Raw genomic sequence first — 21,600 nt, 5'->3', positions numbered from 1 at the left:
TGTTGTTATCGCGCAGTCAGCGCAAAATGATGCAGGGTGGATTACCCGTCTCGCCACACTGCAAGCGCATCCAGCGCCTCGACCTCGTCGCCCCGCGCCAGCAGCGGATTGATCTCCAGCGTGACAAGGTCAGGGCCAAGCGCCAGCGCGGCATTGCCGATCTTGCACATCGCTTCCGCCACCGCGCCCAGATCCGCCGCCGGCGCGCCGCGATAGCCGTCGAGGATGCGCCGGGCGCGCAACTCGTCGAGCATCGCGCGAGCTTCTGTTTCGTCGATTGGCAACAGGCGCAGGCTGGTGTCGGCGAGCAGTTCGATCCACACGCCGCCAAGGCCCGCGACGATCACCGGCCCCCAGGGGGACTGCGCGATTCCCACGAACAGTTCGATGCCGACCGGCCGCATCGGCGCCACCAGACATCCATCGATCGGCGCATCCGGATAGGCGGCCCGCGCAGCGGTCATGATCGCGGCAAAGGCGTCCCGAATGGCCACCTCGCTATCCAGATTCAGTCTGACGCCGCCAATATCGCTTTTGTGCTGGATGGCGGACGAAGCGATCTTGAGCACGACCGGCCCCCCAATGGCCCGCCATGCCTCGACCGCCTCGTCCGCTGTTGGGGCGCGTTCAACCTGTATGACCGGCGCGCCCTGACCTTGAAGATAGATGAGAGTTTCATATTCGGATGCCGGTCTTGCGGATGTGATTGCCGCTTGCCTGGAAAGGCCGGTATCGGCTTTGCCTTTCCTGACGCGCCGTTCCGACCAGCGTTGCGCGGCAGCAAGCGCCCGGACCGCAAGGTCCAGCCCCCCGGTAACAGCTGGTATGCCCAGCTCCGCCATCAGGTTGCGCGAAAAGGCGCTCACTGGCCTGATGGCCTGATTGATCATGATGCCGGGCGTTTTCGACGCTGCCAGCCCGGCGCCGATGCAGGTCAGAGCCGTCCGATCGACAAAATCCCCGCCGTCGCGTGGCAGGTCATAGACGCAAGCCGTCAGCCCGATCGCCGGATCGGCGGCGAGAATGGTCAATATGCGTTCAAAAAGCGAGGGATCCCGCACCGCAGCGCCCGTCACGTCAAGCGGATTGAAGATCGCGCCATAGTCCGCGATCACCGCCTGCAATGTTGCGCGCGTCGCTTCCGCAAAGGGCGGCAGTGCAAGGCCCGCCAGATCGGCCGTGTCGGCAATGACTTCGCACGCACCGCCAGAGATGGAGATGATCGCGACGCCGCCCTCGATTGGTCCCGTGTGTGCCAGCACCCCCGCTGTCACCACCAGTTCCTCGATCGAGGTGACGCGGATGATATTGTCCTGCGCACAAACGGCGTCGAAGATGCGATCATCGCCCGTGACCGACCCGGTATGCGCCTGTGCAAGCTGGCTGGCGAGTTCCGTGCGTCCGACCTTGAGGATGATGAGAGGCTTGCCCGCTGCCGCCGCCTTGCGCGCGGCAGTGCGGAACGCGGCAGGATCCTTGATCGTCTCGGCGAACACGGCAATGACCCGTGTGGCCTCGTCCTGCGCCAGATAGTCGATCACCCGTGCGGTATCGAGATCGGCCTCATTACCGGTCGCAATCGCATAGCTGAGGCCAATGCCCTGCTGCTGCGCGAAATTCGCGATGACATTGGTGGTCGCCCCGCTCTGCGAGACAATGGCGAGATGCCCCCTCAGATACTCTTTGCCCACGGGAAAGGGCGAAACCGGAATATCATGCACATAGTTGATGAAGCCCAGGCTGTTGGGACCCAGCAACGTCACGCCCTTGTCGCGGGCATAGGCAATCAGCCCGTCCTGCTTTTGGGTCCCGTCCGGCCCTGCCTCGGCATAACCCGACGAGAGGATCAGCGCATGGCGGATGCCGGCTTCAGCGACATCTTCAAGGGCTTCGCGCACTGCGTCGGTCGGGACAAAAATATAGGCGATATCCGGCACGGCAGGCAGATCGCGGCAGGATGTCACCGCGGCGCGCCCATGCGCAGGGGTGCCGCGCTTGTTGACCAGCCAAACCTGGCCGTCATAGCCCATCGCACCGAAATTGCCGTGGATCAGCTGTGACCAGGCCGATTTGTCGGTCGCCCCGACCAGCACCACCGATCGCGGCTGGAAGAATATATGGAGATTATGATTCACCGACCGCTCCATTGCGGCGCGCGCTTCTCGACGAAAGCGCGCGGCCCTTCCCTGAAATCCTCCGACCGCATCAGCAGGTCGACCGCCGCCTGCATGGCCAGGATCGACTCTGCCTCGGTCACCTCCTGCGTGGCCCGCGCGATTTTCAGGCTTTCGCGCACCGACAGCGGGGCGTTGGCGGCAATCTTGCGGGCATAGTCCAATGCCGTCTTGAGTACGTCGCCGTCCGGCACGACCGCATTGACCAGACCGAGCGCGTAGGCTCGCGCCGCATCCACCGGTTCGCCCACAGCGATCATCTCCAGTGCGATGGCGCGGGGTATCTGGCGCGGCAGACGATAAATGCCGCCCGCGCCGGCAATCAGCCCGCGCTTCACTTCCGGCAGGCCAAGCACCGTATTCTCGCCGACAATGCGCAGGTCGCAGGCCAGCGAAAATTCCAGACCACCGCCCAGCGCGCTGCCGCGCACCGCAACGATCCACGGCTTGTCGCGTTTTGATTCGACGAACCCGCCAAAGCCGCCATCGGGCGTATTCAGATCCGCCGCGCATCCGGCGGCGACTTCGGCAAGATCGGCGCCCGCGCAAAAAGTCGGCCCGCCGCTCGATGTCAGCACCACCACCCGGACCGAAGGGTCCGCTTCGGTTTCCTTGACGATGGCGTCCAGCCGCCGCGCGACCGCACCATTGACCGCGTGGCGCTTTTCGGGACGGTTCAGCGTCACGACGGCAATATGGTCATCGACGCGTTCCAGCAGGACGACGTCGGCTTCATGAGACATAAGGGCACTCCGAAGGATCAGGCCGAAGGGTCAGGACTGGGCCAGACGCGCCGATGCATCCCCTCTCACCGCGACGGGGCGAGAAGGCGCTTCCAGCAAAGCTGGCGGATTATATGTCGGGGTCGGGGCAGGCCGCAGCGTGGCGGCAAATCAGTGCAGCGTTGCTTTCATATATGCTCTCCCAATTCTATTTGGCCGTTGCTGTCCGCCATGCGGATCGGCTCTTCTCATTATGCGACGCTAGGGCAGCCGAGCCGTTCCTGTCTAATATGGATAGAAAGCTTCTTGATAAGAAATCGCTATCAAGCCGCAACGCGCAGTGACTGGGCAGCGAAATTCCACAACGCGGTCACGGCGGGCCGCCGGTCGCCTGTGCGGCGGACAAGGTTGAGGTTGAACGACAGCGAAGGCTCGTCGAGCGCAAGGACGGAGAAATTGTCAGGCATGTGCGGGACATCGCGCTGCCATTCGCCGATCAGCACGGCTATGCCCGTCCGCTGGCCGAATTGCAGCATGGCCGTCAGGCTCGATTCTGGCAGATAGGTCAGGGATATGCCTGCGGTTTCCAGGATCGGTGCCACGGAATCATGGAAGGCCGGATTGACGTTGCGACGAAAGATCGCAACCTTCTCCCCCGCAAATGCGGACAGGGTCAGGGGCTGCCGCGCCGTTCTGACGCGCTCCATCGGAACGAGCAGCCCCAGCCGATAGCGACCGAGCACGAGCGCCTCACTATGCGGATCGACATGCGGACCAACCGTGAAGGCCATGTCGATTTCGCCCTCGCCCAGACGCTTGAGCAACTCCACCGTCCAGGCATTATGGATCTCGATCTCATAGCGGGGATGTCGGGCCAGAAAGCCGTCGATAATCGCAGTTCGCGTCGGCATGTCCGCCGAAAAGTCGGGCGCGCCGAGATTGAGATAGACCGCCGCCTGATCGCGGATGCGCCGGGCACTTGCGGCCGCGCGCTCTGCCGCCACCAGATAGTCCTGGGCGACCGGCAGGAAGGACTCAGCCTCTGGCGAAACGATGACGGCGCGGGTGCGGTTGCGGTCGAACAACTGAAAACCAAGATGCTCTTCCAGCCGCCGGATCTGGACCGAGAGCCATGGCTGTGCAATCCGCAGCCGTTCGGCCGCGCGCGTGAAGGAGCGTTCATTGGCAACCGCAACGAAACACCGAACCAGCCGGATGTCGAGATCGTTCATCGACTCTCTCCCCTTTTGACTGCGCGCCGTCAGCGCATTTTATGACGGAGAATTTAGCGTCTCCAGACGATCCTGTCCTGCACTCTCACCGCCTGGCCGGATGACCCGACCGGCTGCCCTTCCTCCGCCATCAGGAAAGCCAACATCGCACCATCGTCCTGCGGGACATGCGCCAGGAATCTCGCGCCATCGGGTGCGCGGGCGACCAGCGTGGCATGGCGCGGCACGCCGTTGCGATCGAATGGTATGGTGAAGGTTTCGATGACGCCTTCACCCTCATAATCCTCCAGCAGTTCTGGCGCGTCGCCCCGCCGCCGGTCGGCCTCCGCCTGGACATTATAGTCCTGCGGGAAAGTGCCGGCTCGCACCGGGCGTCGCGTGAATAGCAGCGAATGGCTATGCGTTGCATAGCCGCCATTGGCGACGATCAGGCCATGCTCGCCCTCGCGCCGCAGCTTTCGCACCATTTGCGCGGCGGCGTGCATCATGCAGTTGCCGATGGGACCGCCCCCGAAGGTGAGGCCGCCATAGACGCTTGCGGGCCGGTCGAGTGGCCAGTTCAACACCCTCCGCGCCATTTTCGGGACGCAGGGAAAGCAGGAGTAAAGCTCGACATGATCGATATCGCCCGGCGTCAGCGCGTTGCGTTCCAGCGCAGCCGTCACGGTGGCCTCCAGACTCGCTGAACGGGCAAAGCTGTCGCGCTTCAGGAAATCCTCATCCTCATGCGCGGCAGCGCCCGCCCCGACATAGATGAGCCGATCTTCAGGAACGCCAAGGTCTTGCGCCATGGCGAGGCTGGCGACAATCACCGCCGCACCCATATTGACCGATGCATTAGCGACCATCAGCTTGGTATAGGGGAAACTCACCATGCGGTTGTTCGCATTGACCTCCGCAATATCGTCAGGCGACACCGCCCGGCGCATCCAGGCATAGGGATTGGCGGCGGCGACGGTTGAAAAGGCCGACCATATCTGCGCCGTTTCGTGCTGCCCCTCCGCCAGGCTTTGCCCCCAGGCGGCGCGTGTGGCATTCTCATAGAGCGGATAGACGTCAATCGGCGTCAGCAGGCCATATTTGCGCGCCAGCGGCCCGGCAAGTGCCGCCGCGACCTCCGTGCCAGAGCTTTTGGGCGGCGTCCTTCCGGCCGCCATATCGGCTTGCGCCCGCTTGGCGGCTGTCCGCAGCGCCTCCGCTCCAACCACGGCCGCCAGCTGGATTTCGCCCCGGCCAATCAGGTTGGCGGCATCGTTGATCAGTTGCAGCGGGCCGTCGCCGCTTGCCTCGAACGTCTTGACGGCGCGAAGGGGCGGGCGCGGCAGCAGGGCGGCAAGATCGTCCTGCGGCGCGGGATTGGGAAAGGATATCTGGTCCTCGACGCCCAGCCATTCCAGCCGGTCCAGAACGCGCGCGCCCAGTTCCGCTTCGGCTTCCCGCATCGCCGCCAGCATCAATGCGATCGAATCCAGCCCGTCGATGTCGATTTCCGGCCGATCGCAAATCTCGCCAACCGCGATCAGGACCGGGATCCGGCGCGCATCATCCTGTTCCACCCATCTCTCCTTGCTAACTCCACCGCCGATCAAGCGCGGACCACCGGGACGTAGCCTGCTCTGGTCCGAACAATATGGATGAAACTCAAATTACGGCATGGAGAGGTGCCCGGCTCCTAGTGTTTTGGAGAGGAAAGACGATGTGTGGATACTTTCAGGCGTGGGAGATAAGGGGCAAAATATAGCCAGATCAGCGCCCGCAAAGGTGGCGCAGTGCGCGCGCAATATCCAGGCGATGTTCGGTGGCATTGACAGCGCACATCATCACATCACGACGCTACCCGGTGGCGCCTATTCCTGCTTGCCGCCATCCCAGCGGATTTCGCTGGCCGCGATGATCGACTGACCGCGCATGATCGACCAGAGGCGATGAGGGGTTTTGGGATCCCAGTCGATCGCCTGGCCCTCTGTCGCGATGGGGATGGTGGCCAGCAGCTCCAGCGTCGATCCGGCGCTTGGCAGGCGCATGACATATAGCTCCGGCCTGTCATGTCCCGTGACATATAGTTGCCCGTCGGCGCTCCAGCTCATACCCGAACAGCTGAAAGGCGCAAAGCGCGCCAGTACCTCGGCTGGGAACAGCCAACCGCGCAATTGCCGGAAATTATCGTCAAGCTGCACCAGCGTCGTGTAGCGATGGTCGCGGTCGGCTCCCCTGCCTTTTCCGTCATAACTGGCGAACATGGCCCACCATGTCCCATCATGCCGATCAAGCGCGGTCAGCGATCCCGGCCCCATGCCCAGACTGATACTGCGGATATGGTGCAGGCTTTTCGTATCGAAGATTTCAACGGCGCTGATCTGCGGCACGGCGGGATAGTTGGAGGCGGCGCATATCAGTTCGCGGCCGACCACCGTGCAGCTGTTCATATGCGCAAACAGTTTCCGGTCACCCTTCCACTGCGCGATACGGACGCCGTCGCTGATCCGGTATTTGCCGATCCGGTCATTGTCGATGGCATAGATGTGGACGCCATCGGAGGCGACGCCCTGCCGTGCCTCCTCGGCCGCTATGCGTAAAGTAACCGGTGCGCTGTTCGCAGGGACCGGCGGCGCGGCAATGCCCTGAACGGCAAGCGACACTGGCAGGAGGAGAGGAGCAAGCATGACCGACCTATATCCCGATATTTGTGACGGGTTCATGATCGGCGCAACAATGACAGCATATTCGTCCAGACTTCATCGTTCCGTCACGAATAGTGCATCAGCCTGTTATGAATGTCCGACATGGGCGGGTCATGCAGTGCTTCCGTCAGCCGCTATCGCCGAACGATGAAGCTATCGTCGATAGCGATTGTGAAGCCGTTTCGCCGCCGCATGTCCTGGTCTTTCTTCATGGCCCCGGACCGGGCGGAGTCGAACGCATTGCGCTGCGGCTGATCACGGGCTGGCGGCGGGCCGGGATGGACGTGCGCCTGATGCTCGGCAATCCGGCAGGGCCGATGCAGCATGACCTGCTGCCCGGCGCTGCCAACCAATATCTGCCTCCCTGGCCGCTGATCGGTCGCCGTCTGGCAAGCCTGCGCCTTTTGATCGCGACATTGCGCGCCATTGATGCGCGCCCACCCGACATTCTGTTTTGCGCGGGCAATGTCTATGCGATCGTGGCTGTGCTGCTGAAATTGAGGCTTGGACGGCGCTGCCCTCTCCTTCTTGCCAAGGTCAGCAACGACCTGATGCGATCCGACATGCCGGGGATCATGCGGCCCTTCTATCGCCTTTGGTTGCGGATACAGGGCAAGGCGATCGACCATTTTGCCGCCTTGTCCGATCCCATGGCGCGCGAAGTGGTGGCGCGGATGGGCGTTGATCGCGCGCATGTGCATGTCGTGCCCAACCCGGTGCTGGCGCTGGCGGATCTTGATGCTGTTGTCCCATCGCCTTCATCATTGCCCCCGCAACAGGGCAGGCGTTTCGTGGCTGTCGGTCGGCTGGAACGGCAGAAAAATTATCCGCTGATGCTGCGCGCCTTTGCAGCGGGCAGCGGCCCGGACGACAGGCTGACCATCTTCGGACAAGGCCGTGCGCGATTCCGGCTGGAACGCCTTGCCGAACGCCTCGGTATCGCGGCGAAGGTGCGTTTTGCCGGGTTTAACGCCAATATCCGTGGCCAGTTGCCGCACCATGATGTGCTGCTGCTCTCGTCCCGTTATGAAGGGCAGCCGGGCGTGGTAGTCGAGGCGCTGGCCTGCGGCCTTCCGATCATCGCCACCCGCTGCTGCGCGAGCATCGCCCCCCTGCTGGACGATGGCGCGCTCGGCACGCTGATCGATGGCGGCGATGAAGCCGCGTTCGCCAATGCCATCCGCACCGCGCACCGGGATAGGCAGGACCGCCCGCGCGCCCGCGAAAAGTCAGCGGCGTTCACGATCGAACGCGCCGTCCCCGCCTATCGCGCGCTCTTCCATCACATGCTGGCAACGCCCGCGCACCAGCAACGCGCCACCCTTGCCAGGCCCCGTTCGCAATCCCCTCTGGAGGCGCCGCTATCATGAGCCATGCCGATGCCCTTTCCCCGCTGATCCATGCGCCGGGCGCAGGCGCGATGCTGGACCCGACCCCGCTCGTGCGGTCCGGCCGCAACTGGACGGCATGGTTCGGGCCGGTCATCTCCTTTGCGATATTGGCGGTCGTGTTCGTTCAGATCGGCTCGTTCGATTTTCACAAACTCATCGCGATGCTGCCGCGAACGCCGCTCTTCTGGCTGGTGTTCGCCGTGACATACAGTCTGACGCCGCTATGCGACTGGGTCATCTTCAACCGATTATGGTCAATCCCGACCGGCGGCCTGTCGGCCCTGTTCCGCAAGCGGATCAGCAACGAACTGCTGCTCGGCTATGTCGGCGACGTCTATTTCTACGCCTGGGCGCGGCGTCATGTGACGATGGCGGGATCCCCCTTTGGCGCGGTGAAGGATTCAGCGATCCTGTCGGGTGTGATGGGCAATGTCGTCACGCTGGCAATGCTGCTCTTCACGCTGCCCCTGTTGTCATCGCTGCGACTGGCCATGGACGGGCGGGCGCTGGGGATATCGCTCACCATCCTTGTGGTGACGTCCTTTGGCCCCATCCTGTTCAGTCGCAAAGTGTTCAGCCTGCCCTGGCCGGAACGACGAATGGTGGCGGCGGTGCATCTGGCGCGGATCATCGCCAATGTGCTGCTCTATGCGACATTGTGGCACCTGCTGCTGCCCGATGTCGCGTTGAGTTGGTGGTTCATGCTTTCGACGCTACGGCTGGTCCTGTCCCGTCTGCCGATGGTGCCGAACAAGGATGTGCTGTTCGCAGGCGTGGCCGTATTCCTCGTCGGGCGTGAACTGGAAATTGCGCAGGTTTTGGCGGTAATCGCCAGCCTGCTGCTCGCCGCGCATCTGCTGGTCGGACTGATCCTGGGGCTGAGCGGGCTTGTGAAACAGCGGAGGCAGGCATGAAAGTCCTGGCGCTTTGGGCGATCAGCGTCATCGCCGCCGCAGCGACGCCGACCATACCATCAACCCCTGATCTGGGTAAGGCGGAAGCGCGCTGTCGCCCAGGCGAAAATGGCCCCTCCTTGCTGCTCGACATAGTGGGGTTGAAGGATCGCGAAGGCCGCCTGAAGGCGGAGGTCTATCCCGCCAACGATCAGGACTTTCTTCAGGACGACAATATCCTGATTTCTCAGGGCAAGATTTTCCGCCGGGTCGAAGTACCAGTCGGACAAGGCTCCACGCAGAACGGCTATACCGCGCAAATATGCGTCCGTGTGCCGGGTCCGGGCCGTTATGCGGTCAGCGTGCTGCATGATCGCGATGGCAACCGGAAATTCGGGCTGTCGGTCGATGGCGTCGGCTTTGGCGGCAATCCCAAACTGGGCATGGGCAAACCCAAGGCTGCGTCGGCCACGCTGGTCGTCGGCACGGGCCCGACGCGCGAGCGGATCATCATGAATTATCGCCGGGGGCTGTTGTCCTTCGGCCCGGTCAAGGCGCTTTAGACTATGCGGATCGTCGATATATGTGCCTTTTACGCGCCGCAGGGCGGCGGCGTGAAAACCTATGTCCGGCACAAGATGCTGGCGGGGCCGGCGCGCCGGCATGAAGTCATCATTCTCGCGCCGGCGGCGCAGGCGCATGTCGAATATTTCGGCGATCATGGGCGTATCGAATATGTGCCGGGTCGCCGCTTCCCGCTCGACGGGCGCTATCATTATTTTCACGACGAAGCGGCTCTGCACGCCCGGTTGGACGCGCTGCGTCCCGATCTGGTCGAAGCATCGACCCCGTGGGGCAGTGCATCGATGGTCGCCAACTGGCGCGGCGATGTGCCACGCAGCCTGATCATGCACGCCGACCCGCTGGGCAATTATGCCTATCGCTGGTTTCGCAGCCTTGCCAGCCGTGAGCAGATCGACCGTGGGTTCGACTGGTTCTGGCGGCATTTGCGGCGTCTGGACGCACGCTTCGATCATATCGTTTGCGCCAGCGACGAACTGGCGACGCGGCTTGCAAATGGCGGTTTGCGGCATGTCGTCACCAACCGCATGGGGGTGCAGCCCGGCATATTCTCGCCCCGGCACCGCGACCCCGATCTGCGGCGACGACTGCTGCAATGGTGTGACCTGGATGAGGACGCGCTCTTGTTGCTTGGTGCGGGCCGCCACGCGCCGGAAAAACGGTGGCCGATGATCATCGAAGCCGTGACCGCCTGTGGCTTTGACCGGCCGGTCGGCCTCATCATTGCGGGCGATGGTCGCGCGCGCGCCAGCGTGCAACGCGCCGCGGCCGACAATCCGCATGTCCGGCTGATGGCACCGGTCAGCGACCGCCATGCCTTCGCCAGCCTGCTCGCCAGCGCCGACGCGCTCGTCCATGGCAGCGAATCCGAAACCTTCTGCATGATCGCGGCAGAGGCGCGGGCCAGCGGCATTCCGATGTTCCTGCCAGATGGCGGGGCGGCGGCGGATCATCTGGTGCCCGGCGCTGGCCATCATTACCGCGCGGCGGACGCATCCAGCCTGGCGGCTGCCATTCGCCTTTTCCTGATGCAGGGGCCAGCCGGGCATCTTGCCCATGCCCGCGCCGTGGCTACCGACACGCGCACGATGGACGCGCATTTCGCCGATTTGTTCACCCTCTATGAAGGGACCAGACGGAGCCTTCCGCTGGCTGCGTGACAGTTACTGGTCGGATCAGTGACGCTGCCGCCATCGAACTTTCATCATATTCCGATCATTTCGGCTATGTCATCGCCTATGACCGCCAGCGCCCGCAACTGGCGCTGGCCGATGCCAGCCCTGCGCCGAAAGGCGAGTATCGCTGATGCGCAGCCTGTATCTGCTCGGCCTGGTTGCGCTGGCGCTCCAGAGCGGCACCGCATCGGCGCAGGACATATTCGTCGACCAAAGCATCAGCTTCACGTTGAAGCCTGCGATCCGGCGATCGCCCCTGCTGGAGGCGCGCAGGACCAGCCCCGATTATGGCTGGATCGGCGCGATCCCCGCGCTGCCCGGTGATGAGCCAGACCATATCGTGGCCCTGCGCCTCCAGCGCCAGAGCCGCCGGCTCATCGGGGCGCAGGCTGATATTTTACCCGCTATGGGCGCATCAGGCTACGATCACCGCCCGCGCAGCCGCACGCGGATGTTGTCGGTCGAGGATCATTTCGCTCTTTCCGATCAGGTCGCGATGACGCTGGGCTTTGCCGGGCTGAAAGTCAGCAACCGCAATGCCAATGTGACGATCGGCAGTGGTGATGATCGGCTGCGCGCGCGGGACTGGTTCCTGCCCCACGCCGTCGTCCACTACCGACCCACATCTGCAATCACGCTGTCGATGGACTATAACGAGTCCATGCGCGCCTATGGCGATACCGGCTTTACCGGCCCGCTCGGCCTTTCGCGCCCCGATTTCGATGCTTTGCGCCGCTCCCTCCGCCCTGAAAAAAGCCGGGTCGCCTCGATCGGCGGTCAATGGTCGGGCGGGGACATGATGGTGACGACCAGCCTCTATCGTGCCGACATCCGCAATGGTCTGTCCTTTGCCGATCGCGCCTACCTACCCGCCAATATCGGGTCTGCCCGCCTGCTTGGCGTCAGGATGATGGCCCGGCATCAGCTGACGCCGCGTATCGACTGGTCCGTCCGCTATCAGCAGGCGGCGGTGGAAACCATGACCGGGCGATCCGTGCAGGAACGGGAAATGGTCCTTGCCGCCGCCTGGACCAGCCGGGCGTGGCGTGTCGCCGCGCAAGGATCGCGCACCGGTCGTGCGGCCCTGGCCGCACTGGGCACCCAACAATCGCCCCTGCGCGCCGAAGGCAGCATCGAATATACGCCCGTGCAACAGGGTCGCCAGCGATTGCGCTTTGCCGCGCGCTTCATCAATCCCAGCCGCCTTGTCAGCATCGGCCTGTCCGGCCCGACCGCGATGGGCAGCCTCCATGCCGTCGACCAGACCCGCGCGGTCATGTTCAGCGCCGACATGGGCTGGTAGGCATCCTGCCCTGTGATGACCAAGGCTGTCCGCATACCCCCGCTGTATATTTTCCTGCTGTTGCTGGCCGTGCTGCTGGGTATTGCGGCCCTCCGGCCGATCGACCATGATGAAGGGCAATATGTCGCCGCTGTGGCATTGATGCGATTGGGCCTGCCCTATCGCGATTTCGCCTATCTCCAGACACCGTTGCAACCCCTGCTTTTCGCCCCGCTGGCCTGGCTGTGCGAGGGCTGGCTGTTCCTCACCCTGCGCGCCGTCAACGCCCTGTGTGCGGCGGGTGCGGCGGCGCTGTTATATCGGGCCGTTTGCAGCGCGGGCGGGTCTGCGCGCAGCGCCGGGATCGCCGCCATGGCGCTCGTCACCAGCCATGCCTGTCTGTTCGCCGCCACGGTTGCGCGGAACGACGCCTTGCCCCTGCTCCTGCACATGGCCGGTCTCGCGCTGCTCATCGACGCGCTCGGCACGGCTCGCCGCCCGCAATTCTTCATGCTCGCCGGGCTTTTGCTGGGAGCCGCCGCGTCAGCGAAGATCAGCTATGGCCTTCCCGCCGCTGCCATAGGCCTGTTCGCGCTGCTGAATATGCGGCGTATCGGCCCAATGGGCGTCCTCCTGGCACTGGCTGTGGGCGGGGTCGCGGGTGGATTGCCGACCCTGATCCTGTGGGCGATCGCGCCGGATGCGGCATGGTTCGGCATTATCGACTATAGCCTGAAGGCACCACTGGAATGGCAGATGCTGAACGAGCGCGCCTATATGGTGGAAACCCCGCTCAGCGCATTGCGGCTGCTGCGTTTTCTGGGGCAGGGGTCGGCGCTTCTTGCGCTTGTCGTGATTGGGGTGTCCCTCCTGCGTCGATCAGGAAAATCCTCCATGACGACAGGCCTGCTCGACTATGTGATCCTCGCCGGACTGATCGCGGCGTGGCTGCCCCGGCCCATTTATGTGCAATATCTGGTGCCGCTGCTGCCCGCCCTGTTTCTCCGCTTCGGCCTGTTGCTGGACGATCTCCGCTGGTCGCGCGCCGCCGCCATTGCGGCCCTGATGCTGTGCATGGCGGCAGGCATGGCCGAAACCGCCATCCGCATCGCCCCGAACATCGCGCGCGTCCACAGTCCCATCCTGTCGGCGACCTATGATGCCCATGCGATCGGGCGAAGCGTGCGTGCTGCCGGAATCAAAGGCCCGATCGTCAGCCTGGCCCCGGAGCGGGTCGTCGACAGCGGGATTTCGCTCGATCCGCGTTTTGCCGCCGGTCCCTTCCTCTATCGCACGCATGATTTGCTCACCCCGGCGCAACAGGCCGCCTTCCATGTGCTGAACGGCGCAAGCGTCGCGGACGGCCTGACCCGCCATCTCCCCGCAGTGATCGTAACGGGGCAGGAAAGCGCGCCTGCACCAGCCAATCCACACGGTCTCGATTCACTCCTGGTCGCCTGGGCGGTCGCGCATGACTATCGCATCCTGTCGCTTCCGTCGGGGGAGGGCGCGCTGTATCTCCGGCAGGAATGATGGCCTATATTACAAGCAGCCTGCAAAGGATCACGAAGATCAGTCATCTGCCAAAACAGCGCTGGAGCGCACGATATTCTATCTAGTGCACATTGCGCGCTCCAGTTTTCGCGACGCCCTAATAGTCAAATTTTACGTTCAGCCCATAGGCGCGTGGCGCCGCCGGTACAGCCAGATCGCCCAGCGCGCTGCCCAGCTTCTGGACATGATATCGCGCATCGGCCAGGTTCCTGACCCACAATTCGACACCCCAGCTTGATGACGGCCGAAATTCAATCGATCCGTTGACGATCCCGAAGGCCTCCTGTCGCAGCCGATTGTCGACCTCGAAATAATAGCCATCATTATAGCTGTAGAGCGTCGAAAGCTGCAGTTCGCGGCCATTGCCAAGGTCGGCGGTATAGGATGCGCCGATATTGGCGGCAAAGCGCGGTGCCAGCGGCGTGTCATTACCCTTTGCGCTGCTCAGACAAGTCAGGTTGCCACCCGTCGCTGTGCCTGTGGTCTGACCTGCTGCCCGCCCCGTCGGCGTGCAGACGGCAGGACGCGGATAGGTGAAGGGCGCAAACGGAAAATCCGCGAATTTGGAACGCATCAGCGTGGCTGAGCCGAACAGGCGCAGCCCGTCGACCGGCGCGGCCTCAAACTCCGCCTCTATGCCGTCCACATCCACCGACGCGGCATTCAGCAATGTCGGCTGCGCGCCCAGCGTCACCGCGGCGCGGACCTGATAGTCGCTGATATCATAATGATAGGCCGACAGGTTCAGGCGCAGCCGTCGGTCGAGCAATTCGGTCTTCAGGCCAACTTCATAGGCGTCGTTAAATTGCGGATCGACCGGGGGATTGGCTGGCGACTGCAACGCCCAGAGGCCCGACTTGAAGCCGCGATTATAGGATGCATAGACATTGATGTCGCCGCTGAGATCCTGGCGGATCGCCAGCCGGTAGGTGAATTTGCCATAGGTCAGCGAATCCGTGCGCGGCGCGAGCGACTGGCCGATGAACATCGGGGTTCCGGGCACCAGGCCGACGGGCGTCTGCTGGCCACGCAGGGTGCGGTCATCGCGGGTATAGCGCAATCCCGCCGTGACATGGGTGGACGGGGTCACAGCATAGGTTGCTTCGGCAAAGGCGGCATAGGAATGGGTTCGCATCGATGCCGTCAGGTCCGATCCTGCATCCACGCCGCCAAAGGCCGTGCCACGCTGCTGCTGGTTTACCAGCGCGGCCTTGTTGCGCAGAAAGAACAGACCCGTCTGCCAGCTTAGCGGTTCGGTATCGTTGGACGAGAGGCGAATTTCCTCCTGGAAGGAATCCGTTTCGGAATGGATCGCATAGCGCGCCAACGGCAGTTGCGCGCCATCGGGGTCCAGCCCGCTGCGGGTCTTGTTGCCGCGAAATCCGGTAATGCTGGTCAGCGTCGCCCAGTCCAGATCGAACTCGGCGGTCAGGTTAAAGCCATAGATGCGCTGGCGCACCCGCTGATAGGCGGATGTGTTCGTATTATAGTCGCCGGGAAATTGCGTGCCGCCCGTGCCGACCGATCCTTCCGCAACCCTAAAGATGGAGGCGAAATCATCGTCGGATTTGCCATATTCGCCCGACAGCATGATCTTCGTCCGGTCGTTGGGCCGCCAGACCGCCTTTGAGCGCGCACCCCAGTGCCAGCCAAAGCCGACCTTGCGTCCGGTCTCCAGATTGCGACCCCAGCCATCCACCTGCCGCGTTCCGGTCAGCGCAATATCGGTGCTCAGCGTATCGGTCAGCGGACTGGCCGCATATAGCTGCCCGCTATAGCTTTCATAATTGGCAATCCCGACCTGCCCTTTCACCACGACATCGCGGCCCGGTTCGCGCGTGATGACATTGATCAGGCCACCGGACGCATTCCGGCCGAACAGGGTGCCCTGTGGTCCCTTGAGTACCTCGATCCGCTCGATATTGTTGAAGCGAAAGACGGTCTGGCCAAGATCGGGGAGATAGACGCCATCGACATAGATCGCATTGGCCCCTTCCTCACCCGTACCGCCGCTGGTGTTGCCCACGCCGCGCACGAAAAATATGCCGGACGGGCCGGATCGGGTCAGCTGGACGCTTGGCACGGCCTGCGGCAGGCTGGTCGTGCCGCCGATCCCGCCGCTTGCCAGCGCATCCGCCGTGATTGCGGTCACCGCAATCGGCACATTCTGAAGATTCTCTTCCCGTCGCTGCGCCGTTACGACAATCTCTTCCAGCCCGCCGCTTTGCGGAGCCGACATATCCTGCGCCTGCGCGGGCATGGCCAGCAGGGCAGTGGCGATCGCCAGGCCTGCACTGGTCATGCGATGTTCGCTTGGCGCGCGAAAGGGTGGTGAAACTGTCATGGCATCTCTCCCTGTAGCTGCCCAGGGTGCCGATGTTGGGCATCGGTTTCTCGGTCTGGACCGGCATCACCCTATCAAGCCGCCGGAGGTGATCGACCGCGAAGTCCCACTAGTGCCTGCCGGATCAAGCGGCCATTCCCGCTCCATCAAGGCCATTCCATCCCGGTCAAATGTCGCACCAGCGCACCTGCCGGGATGGGCCGGACAGCATGATCTTTGCGGAGAAACGGGCGGCGCGCTCTGGCCTTAGTCGGGGAGGGTGATCGCCCGCGCGGCCAGTATCTGTTCCAGATGATTGACCGGATCGCCTGCGACAACGCCGCCTTCCACCGGCAAGGTGATTCCGGTAATCTGCAACGCGCGGTCGCTCGCCAGAAAGAGCGCCGCCTGGGCCACGTCGCTGGGCAGGCCGCGGCGCTTGAGTGGCTGGTTGGACAGATAGACCGCGTCGATCCCGGCATCGACCTTCGCCGCCACGCTCGCCTCGGCATCTTCCGCCCGGAAGGAGGACAGGCTGGTGCGAATATGCCCCGGCACCAGGCAGTTTACCCGGATGTCATATTGGGCCAGGTCGATAGCGGCGGACTTGGAAAACTGGATCAGCCCCGCCTTGGACGCCCGATAGGTCATCATCGCCTGCCCGGCGAGCATCCCTGCAATCGACGCATTGTTCAAAATAACGCCGCCGCCATGATCCTTCATATGGCGCGCGGCAATCTGCGTCCCCAACATCGGCCCAAGCAGGTTGACCCCCAACACCCGATGGAAATCGTCGAGCGCGTCGTCGATGAAATGGGGGAAGGGCGCGCAACTGATGCCCGCATTGTTGAACATGACGTGCAGCCCGCCAAAGTCCGTGACCGCACGGTCAATCAACGCCTGGACCTGTTCGCGCTGCGACACGTCCGTTGCCTGGAAGCTGGTGGCCGGTCCCAGTGCCGCCGCCAGCGCGTCTCCCGCCTGCTGGTCGACGTCGGCGATCACGACCTTCGCGCCTTCGGCCACGAACAGTTCCACCGTGGCCCGGCCGATCCCGCCCACGCCGCCGGTGACAATGGCGACCTTGCCCGCCAGCTCTCCTGCCATCTGCTCAGCCCCGCCGCGTGAAACGGATCGGCAGTCGCTCGATCGATTGAGTCGCTACCGTGGGCAGATAGCGGATGTCCGCCTCCGCAATGGCCAGCTCGATGTTGCCGATGCGCTTGACGATCTCGCGCGCCGCCACCTTGATCTCCATCCGCGCCAGCGCCAGCCCGACGCAACGATGCACCCCGCCGCCAAAGGACAGGTGCCGCCCGATATTGGGACGGTTGAGGTCAAAATCGCGCGGATGGGGGAACACATCCTCCTGATCATTGGCCGACGCATACATCAGCAGCAGATGCGCGCCCGCAGGCAGCGTCCGTCCGCCCAGCTCGACCTCGCGCGTGGTCATGCGCGACAGGCCGCGCACCGGCGGCTCGATCCGCAACAATTCCTCGACGAAACGGTTCATCAGCCGGTCGTCATCCGCCGACTCCTGCAACAGGGTGGCGATCTCCGGCCGGGTGGCGAGAATGAAGAACAGATTGCCCAGCGCCGTCGTGGTCGTCTCGTTCCCGGCGATCAGCAGCGCGCGGACCAGCGACACCGCCTCGGCAAAGCTCAACCCCTCGCCATCGGCATCGCGGGCATGGACCAGGTCGGAAATCATGTCCTCGCGCGGATCGGCCTGCCGCTCCTGCATCTTGGCGATCAGATAATGTTGCAGGTCGCAAATCTCCCGCGCGTGACCCAGCATCTGTTCGCGATCCTGCATCCGCCCGATCTGCGCCGTCACCGCGATCGACCAGCGCTGGATGCGGTCCTTCATGTCCCAGTCCAGGCCCAGCTGCTCGCAGATGATCCGCACCGTCAGCGGCACCGCGAAATCATGGATCGCGTCCGCCTCGCCCCGCGCTGCGACGCTGTCGACCAGGTCGACCACCACCTTTTCGATCCGCGGTTCCAGCGCCTTTACGCGATGCGCGGTAAAGGCTTTCTCCATCAGCTTGCGGATACGTGTGTGATAGGGCGGGTCGGACATGATCGCGTCGGGAAAGTAACCGCCGCCCTCACGCTCCAATATCTCCTGAAATTCCTGCTGGAACCCCTTGGCCTGTTGCGTGTGATAGCCCTTGTTCACCGAAAAGGTGATCGGGTCCTGCTGGATCGTCGCGATATCCTCGTACCGCGACACCAGATACATGCCCAGCTTCTCGTCCCAATGCACCGGGTCGTCCCGGCGCATCGCGGCGTAAAAGTCACGCGGCCGCGCCGAAATCAGCGGATCTGTCATCGATCCGGTTGCGAGCAGGTCGCGCTCCGCCAATTTGGTCATCGCCTGTTCCTCGCTCATTGTTGCGCCACCACGACGCGAAGTCCGTCGAGCGCGCCCGACAGGCGTATCTGGCACGCCAGACGGCTGCTGACGGTCGCCACATCCGCGACCATGTCCAGCATGGCAAATTCGATATCGTCGGGCTGCCCCGTCCGTTCGGTCCAGTCCGGGTCGATATGGACCAGACAGGTCGCGCAGGAACAGGCGCCGCCGCAATCGGCGGCAATGCCATCAATCCCGTTCGCCTTGGCCAGTTCCATCAGCGACTGGTCCTCGGACCCGCCATCGACCCGTCGCTCCACGCCGTTCACATCCACAAAGGTGACCTGCACCATCGACACTATTCTCCTTTTGACCGGCAGAATGGCCGAAGGCGGGACGCACGGAAAGGCATGGTGCCGCGCACCGGCTTGACTGGCGCGGCAGGCGATGCCGCGCCGAGAGGAAACGCCAAGTGCGCGTGCAGTCATTGGGGAGCAGGCGGCAAGGGCATAGTCTCATCGGCAGGAGAGGATCCCATCTTGCCAACGACGCTCATCACCAACGCCACCATCTGGGACGCCACCGGGGCCGCGCCTTTTGCGGGTGCCTTGTTGGTGGAAGGGAACCGCATCCGGTCGGTGACGGCCAGCGCGACGGGACCGTTGCCGCAGGCGGACCAGATTGTCGACGGTACTGGCAAGACCTTGATGCCGGGCCTGACCGAGGGCCATGCGCACATATCCTTCGGCGACGCGGCCTCGACCGAGGATCTGATCAGCCCGTCGCCCGAAGCCCATACGCTCATCACCGCGCGCATGGCCGAGGTGTTGCTCGATCAGGGCTTTACCAGTTGCTATGGCGCGTCGGCGGCGAAGCTGAAGCTGGATGTTGCCGTGCGCGACGCCGTCGATGCGGGCCATATTCCCGGCCCGCGCATCCGCGCCGGATCGACCGAGATCACCGTGACCGGCGGCATGGGCGACGAAAGCAAGCTGCACAATCCGCGCATCGGCATCAGCTGTATCGTCGATGGACCCGAAGAGATGCGCAAGGCCGTGCGCCTCGCGATCCGCGAGGGGTGCGACAATATCAAGCTCGATGTGTCGGGCGATCCCTTCTATCCCGGCAGCCCCGCCCACGTCACGCCGATGTCGTTCGAGGAGGTGAAGATGGCGGTCGATACCGCCCATGCCTTCGGCCGCAAGGTGAACGCCCACAGCCGCTCGATCGAAGGGACCAAACACTGCATCCGCGCCGGTGTCGATGGCCTGTTCCACGTCGAATATGCGGACGAAGAGATGCTCGACATGCTGGAGGAAGCGCGCGACCGCATCGTCATCGCGCCTTCGATCGGCCTGTTCCACAGCATGATCCATTATGGCGAGCCGTGGATTCCGCGCGCCGTGGCCGAAGCCATGGGCATCCCCGCCCTCATTGAGCAATCGGTCACGACGCACACGGCATTGCGCAAACGCGGCATCCGTCACCTGATCGGCGGCGACTATGGTCTCGCCTGGAACCGGCAGGGCACCAACGCCCGCGATATCAAGCTGCTGATGGACTATTATGGCTATGACGCGGCGGGCGCGCTCGCCTGCGCCACGCGCAATGGCGGGCAGGCGATGCGGGACGAGGGCGACCTTGGCACGCTGACGCCCGGCGCGCTTGCCGACATGCTGCTGGTGGACGGTGATCCGCTGGCCGATGTCACGATCCTTCAAGACAAAAACCGGCTGGCGATGGTGATGAAGGACGGGGCGATCCACAACATCGCGTCCGGCCTCTGCGCGCCTGCCGCCTCTGACCAACGGAGAGTTGCATGAACATGGAAACCGGCCCGATGGAACCGGGTGATGCCCGCTGCCCGGCGATCAGCACGCAGGATATCATCGCCCGCGACAAGGTCGCCGCACCCGGCTGGGTCCGGTCGGAATCCTATGCTTTCCTGGGCAGCGAGGATGTGTCGAACGACCGCTATATCGACCCTGACTATGCTCGCCGCGAAATGGAAAGCCTGTGGACGCGCACCTGGCAATTTGCCTGCCGGGAAGAACATATACCGGAGGTCGGCGACTATCAGGTCTATGATATCGGCCGTTACAGCCTGATCATCACCCGTGTCGCGCCCGACGAAATCCGCGCCTATGTCAATGCCTGCCTGCATCGCGGCACCAAGCTGCGCGCGTCCGGCTCGGCGGGCTTTGCCAGCGAGTTCAAATGCAGCTTCCACGGCTGGAGCTGGAATATCGATGGCAGCAGCAAAGGCATCGTCTGCCCCTGGGATTTCCGCCATGTCGATCCCGCCAGCAACAGCCTGCCCCAGGCCCGCGTCCAGACACTGGGCGGCTTTGTATGGATCAACATGGACCCCGCTGCGCCCAGCCTTGAGGAATATCTCGGCCCCGACGCGCTCGCCCATATCCGCGCCTGGAAGCTGGAGGATCGCTATATCCACCTCCATGTCCAGAAAAGCTTTCCGGCCAACTGGAAACTGACGGTCGAGGCATTCATGGAGGCCTATCACGTCATCGAGACCCATCCGCAGGTCGCCCCGTCCAACGCCGACGCCAACACCCAATATGACGTTTATGGCGATCACGTGAATCGCTTCATTTCCTGCCTGGGCGTCGCGTCACCCCATCTGGACGGGCGCTTTTCCGAACAGGATATTCTTGACCAGTTCACTGTCGGCGATGCGTCGGTCCTGTGCGAGGACCGGCCTACCGTGGGCGATGGCACCGCGCGGCAGGCGATGGCGGACCTGTTTCGGGGCATGTTCGGCCAGGCGACCGGCAGCGATTTGTCGGAGACGTCGGATAGCGAGATGCTCGACTGCTTCTCCTACACGATCTTCCCCAACACCTATCTTTTCCCCGGCGTATCGTTGCCGATGGTCTATCGCTTCCGCCCGGACCCGAAGGACCATCGCCGCTGCATCTACGAGGTGTTCTTCATGCGCCCGGTGCCAACGGAAGGGCAGCGGCCCGAACCCGCAGAACCGATCATCCTGACCGACGATCAGAGCTTCTGCGACGCACCCGGCATGGATGCCGGTTTCGGCAGGATATTGGATCAGGATACCGACAATCTCTTCCTCCAGCAGGAGGGGCTGGAAGCGTCGGCCAAGCGCGGCCTGACGCTGGGCAATTATCAGGAAATCCGCATCCGCCATTTCGAGCAGGCGGTTGACCGCTATGTCGCGATGCCGCCCCATCGCCCCACGCGCTGA

At 63.5% G+C, this 21,600-nt stretch carries 18 protein-coding genes; 9 read left to right on the top strand and 9 right to left on the bottom strand.

Translation table 11 applies throughout. The features are described from left to right. Positions 1-41: 41 nt before the first annotated feature. The 5 genes from EBBID32_RS04050 to EBBID32_RS04030 all read right to left on the bottom strand — a co-directional run bounded on the left by EBBID32_RS04050 (position 42) and on the right by EBBID32_RS04030 (position 6,791). Positions 42-2,135 (bottom strand): acetate--CoA ligase family protein, encoded by a 2,094-nt coding sequence (locus EBBID32_RS04050; RefSeq protein ID WP_006951039.1) that lies wholly within the window; start codon positions 2,133-2,135, stop codon positions 42-44. Continuing rightward, positions 2,132-2,917 carry an enoyl-CoA hydratase-related protein gene (locus EBBID32_RS04045; protein ID WP_006951036.1) on the bottom strand — a complete coding sequence of 262 codons (786 nt, stop codon included), beginning with the start codon at positions 2,915-2,917 and terminating at the stop codon, positions 2,132-2,134. The genes EBBID32_RS04050 and EBBID32_RS04045 overlap by 4 nt, the downstream gene beginning before the upstream one ends. A 302-nt stretch (positions 2,918-3,219) precedes the next feature. Further along, positions 3,220-4,128: a LysR family transcriptional regulator gene (locus EBBID32_RS23160; RefSeq protein WP_006951034.1), complete on the bottom strand. Its 909-nt coding sequence runs from the start codon at positions 4,126-4,128 to the stop codon at positions 3,220-3,222. A gap of 53 nt (positions 4,129-4,181) precedes the next feature. After that, positions 4,182-5,684, bottom strand: coding sequence for an acetyl-CoA acetyltransferase (locus EBBID32_RS04035; protein WP_006951032.1), 1,503 nt, complete (start codon positions 5,682-5,684; stop codon positions 4,182-4,184). Positions 5,685-5,975: 291 nt separating this feature from the next. After that, positions 5,976-6,791: a hypothetical protein gene (locus tag EBBID32_RS04030; RefSeq protein ID WP_006951030.1), complete on the bottom strand. Its 816-nt coding sequence runs from the start codon at positions 6,789-6,791 to the stop codon at positions 5,976-5,978. A 131-nt stretch (positions 6,792-6,922) separates the two neighbouring features. On the opposite strand from EBBID32_RS04030, the gene EBBID32_RS04025 reads away from it, so the two are divergent. From EBBID32_RS04025 to EBBID32_RS04000, 7 genes are read left to right on the top strand one after another with little or no spacing between them, the layout of a single operon-like run. Continuing rightward, positions 6,923-8,179 (top strand): glycosyltransferase, encoded by a 1,257-nt coding sequence (locus EBBID32_RS04025; protein ID WP_231382096.1) that lies wholly within the window; start codon positions 6,923-6,925, stop codon positions 8,177-8,179. Next, positions 8,176-9,114, top strand: coding sequence for a hypothetical protein (locus tag EBBID32_RS04020; protein WP_006951026.1), 939 nt, complete (start codon positions 8,176-8,178; stop codon positions 9,112-9,114). The genes EBBID32_RS04025 and EBBID32_RS04020 overlap by 4 nt, the downstream gene beginning before the upstream one ends. Beyond that, on the top strand, positions 9,111-9,656 hold the full coding sequence (locus tag EBBID32_RS04015) for a DUF2141 domain-containing protein (RefSeq protein WP_006951023.1): 546 nt from the start codon (positions 9,111-9,113) through the stop codon (positions 9,654-9,656). The genes EBBID32_RS04020 and EBBID32_RS04015 overlap by 4 nt, the downstream gene beginning before the upstream one ends. A 3-nt stretch (positions 9,657-9,659) precedes the next feature. Beyond that, positions 9,660-10,835, top strand: coding sequence for a glycosyltransferase (locus EBBID32_RS04010; protein WP_006951021.1), 1,176 nt, complete (start codon positions 9,660-9,662; stop codon positions 10,833-10,835). Next, a complete protein-coding gene (locus tag EBBID32_RS23960; protein WP_006951019.1) occupies positions 10,832-10,981 on the top strand; it encodes a hypothetical protein in 150 nt (49 codons plus the stop codon). The genes EBBID32_RS04010 and EBBID32_RS23960 overlap by 4 nt, the downstream gene beginning before the upstream one ends. Further along, a complete protein-coding gene (locus EBBID32_RS04005) occupies positions 10,981-12,153 on the top strand; it encodes a TonB-dependent receptor domain-containing protein (RefSeq protein WP_006951018.1) in 1,173 nt (390 codons plus the stop codon). The genes EBBID32_RS23960 and EBBID32_RS04005 overlap by 1 nt, the downstream gene beginning before the upstream one ends. 15 nt (positions 12,154-12,168) lie before the next feature. After that, the gene (locus EBBID32_RS04000) at positions 12,169-13,665 is read left to right on the top strand and encodes a DUF2029 domain-containing protein (RefSeq protein ID WP_037488600.1); all 1,497 of its coding nucleotides are present in this window, start codon (positions 12,169-12,171) and stop codon (positions 13,663-13,665) included. A gap of 118 nt (positions 13,666-13,783) precedes the next feature. Here EBBID32_RS04000 and EBBID32_RS03995 read toward each other — a convergent pair whose 3' ends face one another. The 4 genes from EBBID32_RS03995 to EBBID32_RS03980 form a co-directional block, all read right to left on the bottom strand. Then, on the bottom strand, positions 13,784-16,030 hold the full coding sequence (locus EBBID32_RS03995) for a TonB-dependent receptor (protein WP_006951015.1): 2,247 nt from the start codon (positions 16,028-16,030) through the stop codon (positions 13,784-13,786). 246 nt (positions 16,031-16,276) lie between these two features. Next, positions 16,277-17,116 (bottom strand): SDR family NAD(P)-dependent oxidoreductase, encoded by an 840-nt coding sequence (locus EBBID32_RS03990; protein WP_006951010.1) that lies wholly within the window; start codon positions 17,114-17,116, stop codon positions 16,277-16,279. Positions 17,117-17,120: 4 nt separating this feature from the next. After that, positions 17,121-18,389: a cytochrome P450 gene (locus EBBID32_RS03985; protein ID WP_037488639.1), complete on the bottom strand. Its 1,269-nt coding sequence runs from the start codon at positions 18,387-18,389 to the stop codon at positions 17,121-17,123. A gap of 14 nt (positions 18,390-18,403) precedes the next feature. Continuing rightward, complete coding sequence (locus EBBID32_RS03980; protein ID WP_006951007.1) at positions 18,404-18,724, bottom strand: 2Fe-2S iron-sulfur cluster-binding protein; 321 nt, start codon at positions 18,722-18,724, stop codon at positions 18,404-18,406. A 186-nt stretch (positions 18,725-18,910) separates the two neighbouring features. Between EBBID32_RS03980 and EBBID32_RS03975 the strand changes: the two genes are divergently transcribed. Together EBBID32_RS03975 and EBBID32_RS03970 are read left to right on the top strand one after the other, a co-directional pair. Further along, positions 18,911-20,194 (top strand): metal-dependent hydrolase family protein, encoded by a 1,284-nt coding sequence (locus EBBID32_RS03975; protein ID WP_006951005.1) that lies wholly within the window; start codon positions 18,911-18,913, stop codon positions 20,192-20,194. Next, on the top strand, positions 20,191-21,600 hold the full coding sequence (locus tag EBBID32_RS03970) for an aromatic ring-hydroxylating oxygenase subunit alpha (RefSeq protein ID WP_006951004.1): 1,410 nt from the start codon (positions 20,191-20,193) through the stop codon (positions 21,598-21,600). The genes EBBID32_RS03975 and EBBID32_RS03970 overlap by 4 nt, the downstream gene beginning before the upstream one ends.

The organism is Sphingobium indicum BiD32 (genome assembly GCF_000382885.1).
GTDB lineage: Bacteria > Pseudomonadota > Alphaproteobacteria > Sphingomonadales > Sphingomonadaceae > Sphingobium > Sphingobium japonicum_C.
Note: the sequence above shows the minus strand (reverse complement) of the source record. Positions and strands in the feature narration are given on the sequence as shown.

Bases quoted from the DNA above. Each gene is read 5' to 3' on its own strand.
- EBBID32_RS04045 (WP_006951036.1), bottom strand. From the start codon at position 2,917: ATGTCTCATGAAGCCGACGTCGTCCTGCTGGAACGCGTCGATGACCAT.
- EBBID32_RS03995 (WP_006951015.1), bottom strand. From the start codon at position 16,030: ATGACAGTTTCACCACCCTTTCGCGCGCCAAGCGAACATCGCATGACC.
- EBBID32_RS04020 (WP_006951026.1), top strand. From the start codon at position 8,176: ATGAGCCATGCCGATGCCCTTTCCCCGCTGATCCATGCGCCGGGCGCA.
- EBBID32_RS04010 (WP_006951021.1), top strand. From the start codon at position 9,660: ATGCGGATCGTCGATATATGTGCCTTTTACGCGCCGCAGGGCGGCGGC.
- EBBID32_RS03990 (WP_006951010.1), bottom strand. From the start codon at position 17,116: ATGGCAGGAGAGCTGGCGGGCAAGGTCGCCATTGTCACCGGCGGCGTG.
- EBBID32_RS23160 (WP_006951034.1), bottom strand. From the start codon at position 4,128: ATGAACGATCTCGACATCCGGCTGGTTCGGTGTTTCGTTGCGGTTGCC.
- EBBID32_RS03970 (WP_006951004.1), top strand. From the start codon at position 20,191: ATGAACATGGAAACCGGCCCGATGGAACCGGGTGATGCCCGCTGCCCG.
- EBBID32_RS04025 (WP_231382096.1), top strand. From the start codon at position 6,923: ATGCAGTGCTTCCGTCAGCCGCTATCGCCGAACGATGAAGCTATCGTC.
- EBBID32_RS04000 (WP_037488600.1), top strand. From the start codon at position 12,169: ATGACCAAGGCTGTCCGCATACCCCCGCTGTATATTTTCCTGCTGTTG.
- EBBID32_RS03980 (WP_006951007.1), bottom strand. From the start codon at position 18,724: ATGGTGCAGGTCACCTTTGTGGATGTGAACGGCGTGGAGCGACGGGTC.
- EBBID32_RS04015 (WP_006951023.1), top strand. From the start codon at position 9,111: ATGAAAGTCCTGGCGCTTTGGGCGATCAGCGTCATCGCCGCCGCAGCG.
- EBBID32_RS03985 (WP_037488639.1), bottom strand. From the start codon at position 18,389: ATGACCAAATTGGCGGAGCGCGACCTGCTCGCAACCGGATCGATGACA.
- EBBID32_RS04005 (WP_006951018.1), top strand. From the start codon at position 10,981: ATGCGCAGCCTGTATCTGCTCGGCCTGGTTGCGCTGGCGCTCCAGAGC.
- EBBID32_RS04030 (WP_006951030.1), bottom strand. From the start codon at position 6,791: ATGCTTGCTCCTCTCCTCCTGCCAGTGTCGCTTGCCGTTCAGGGCATT.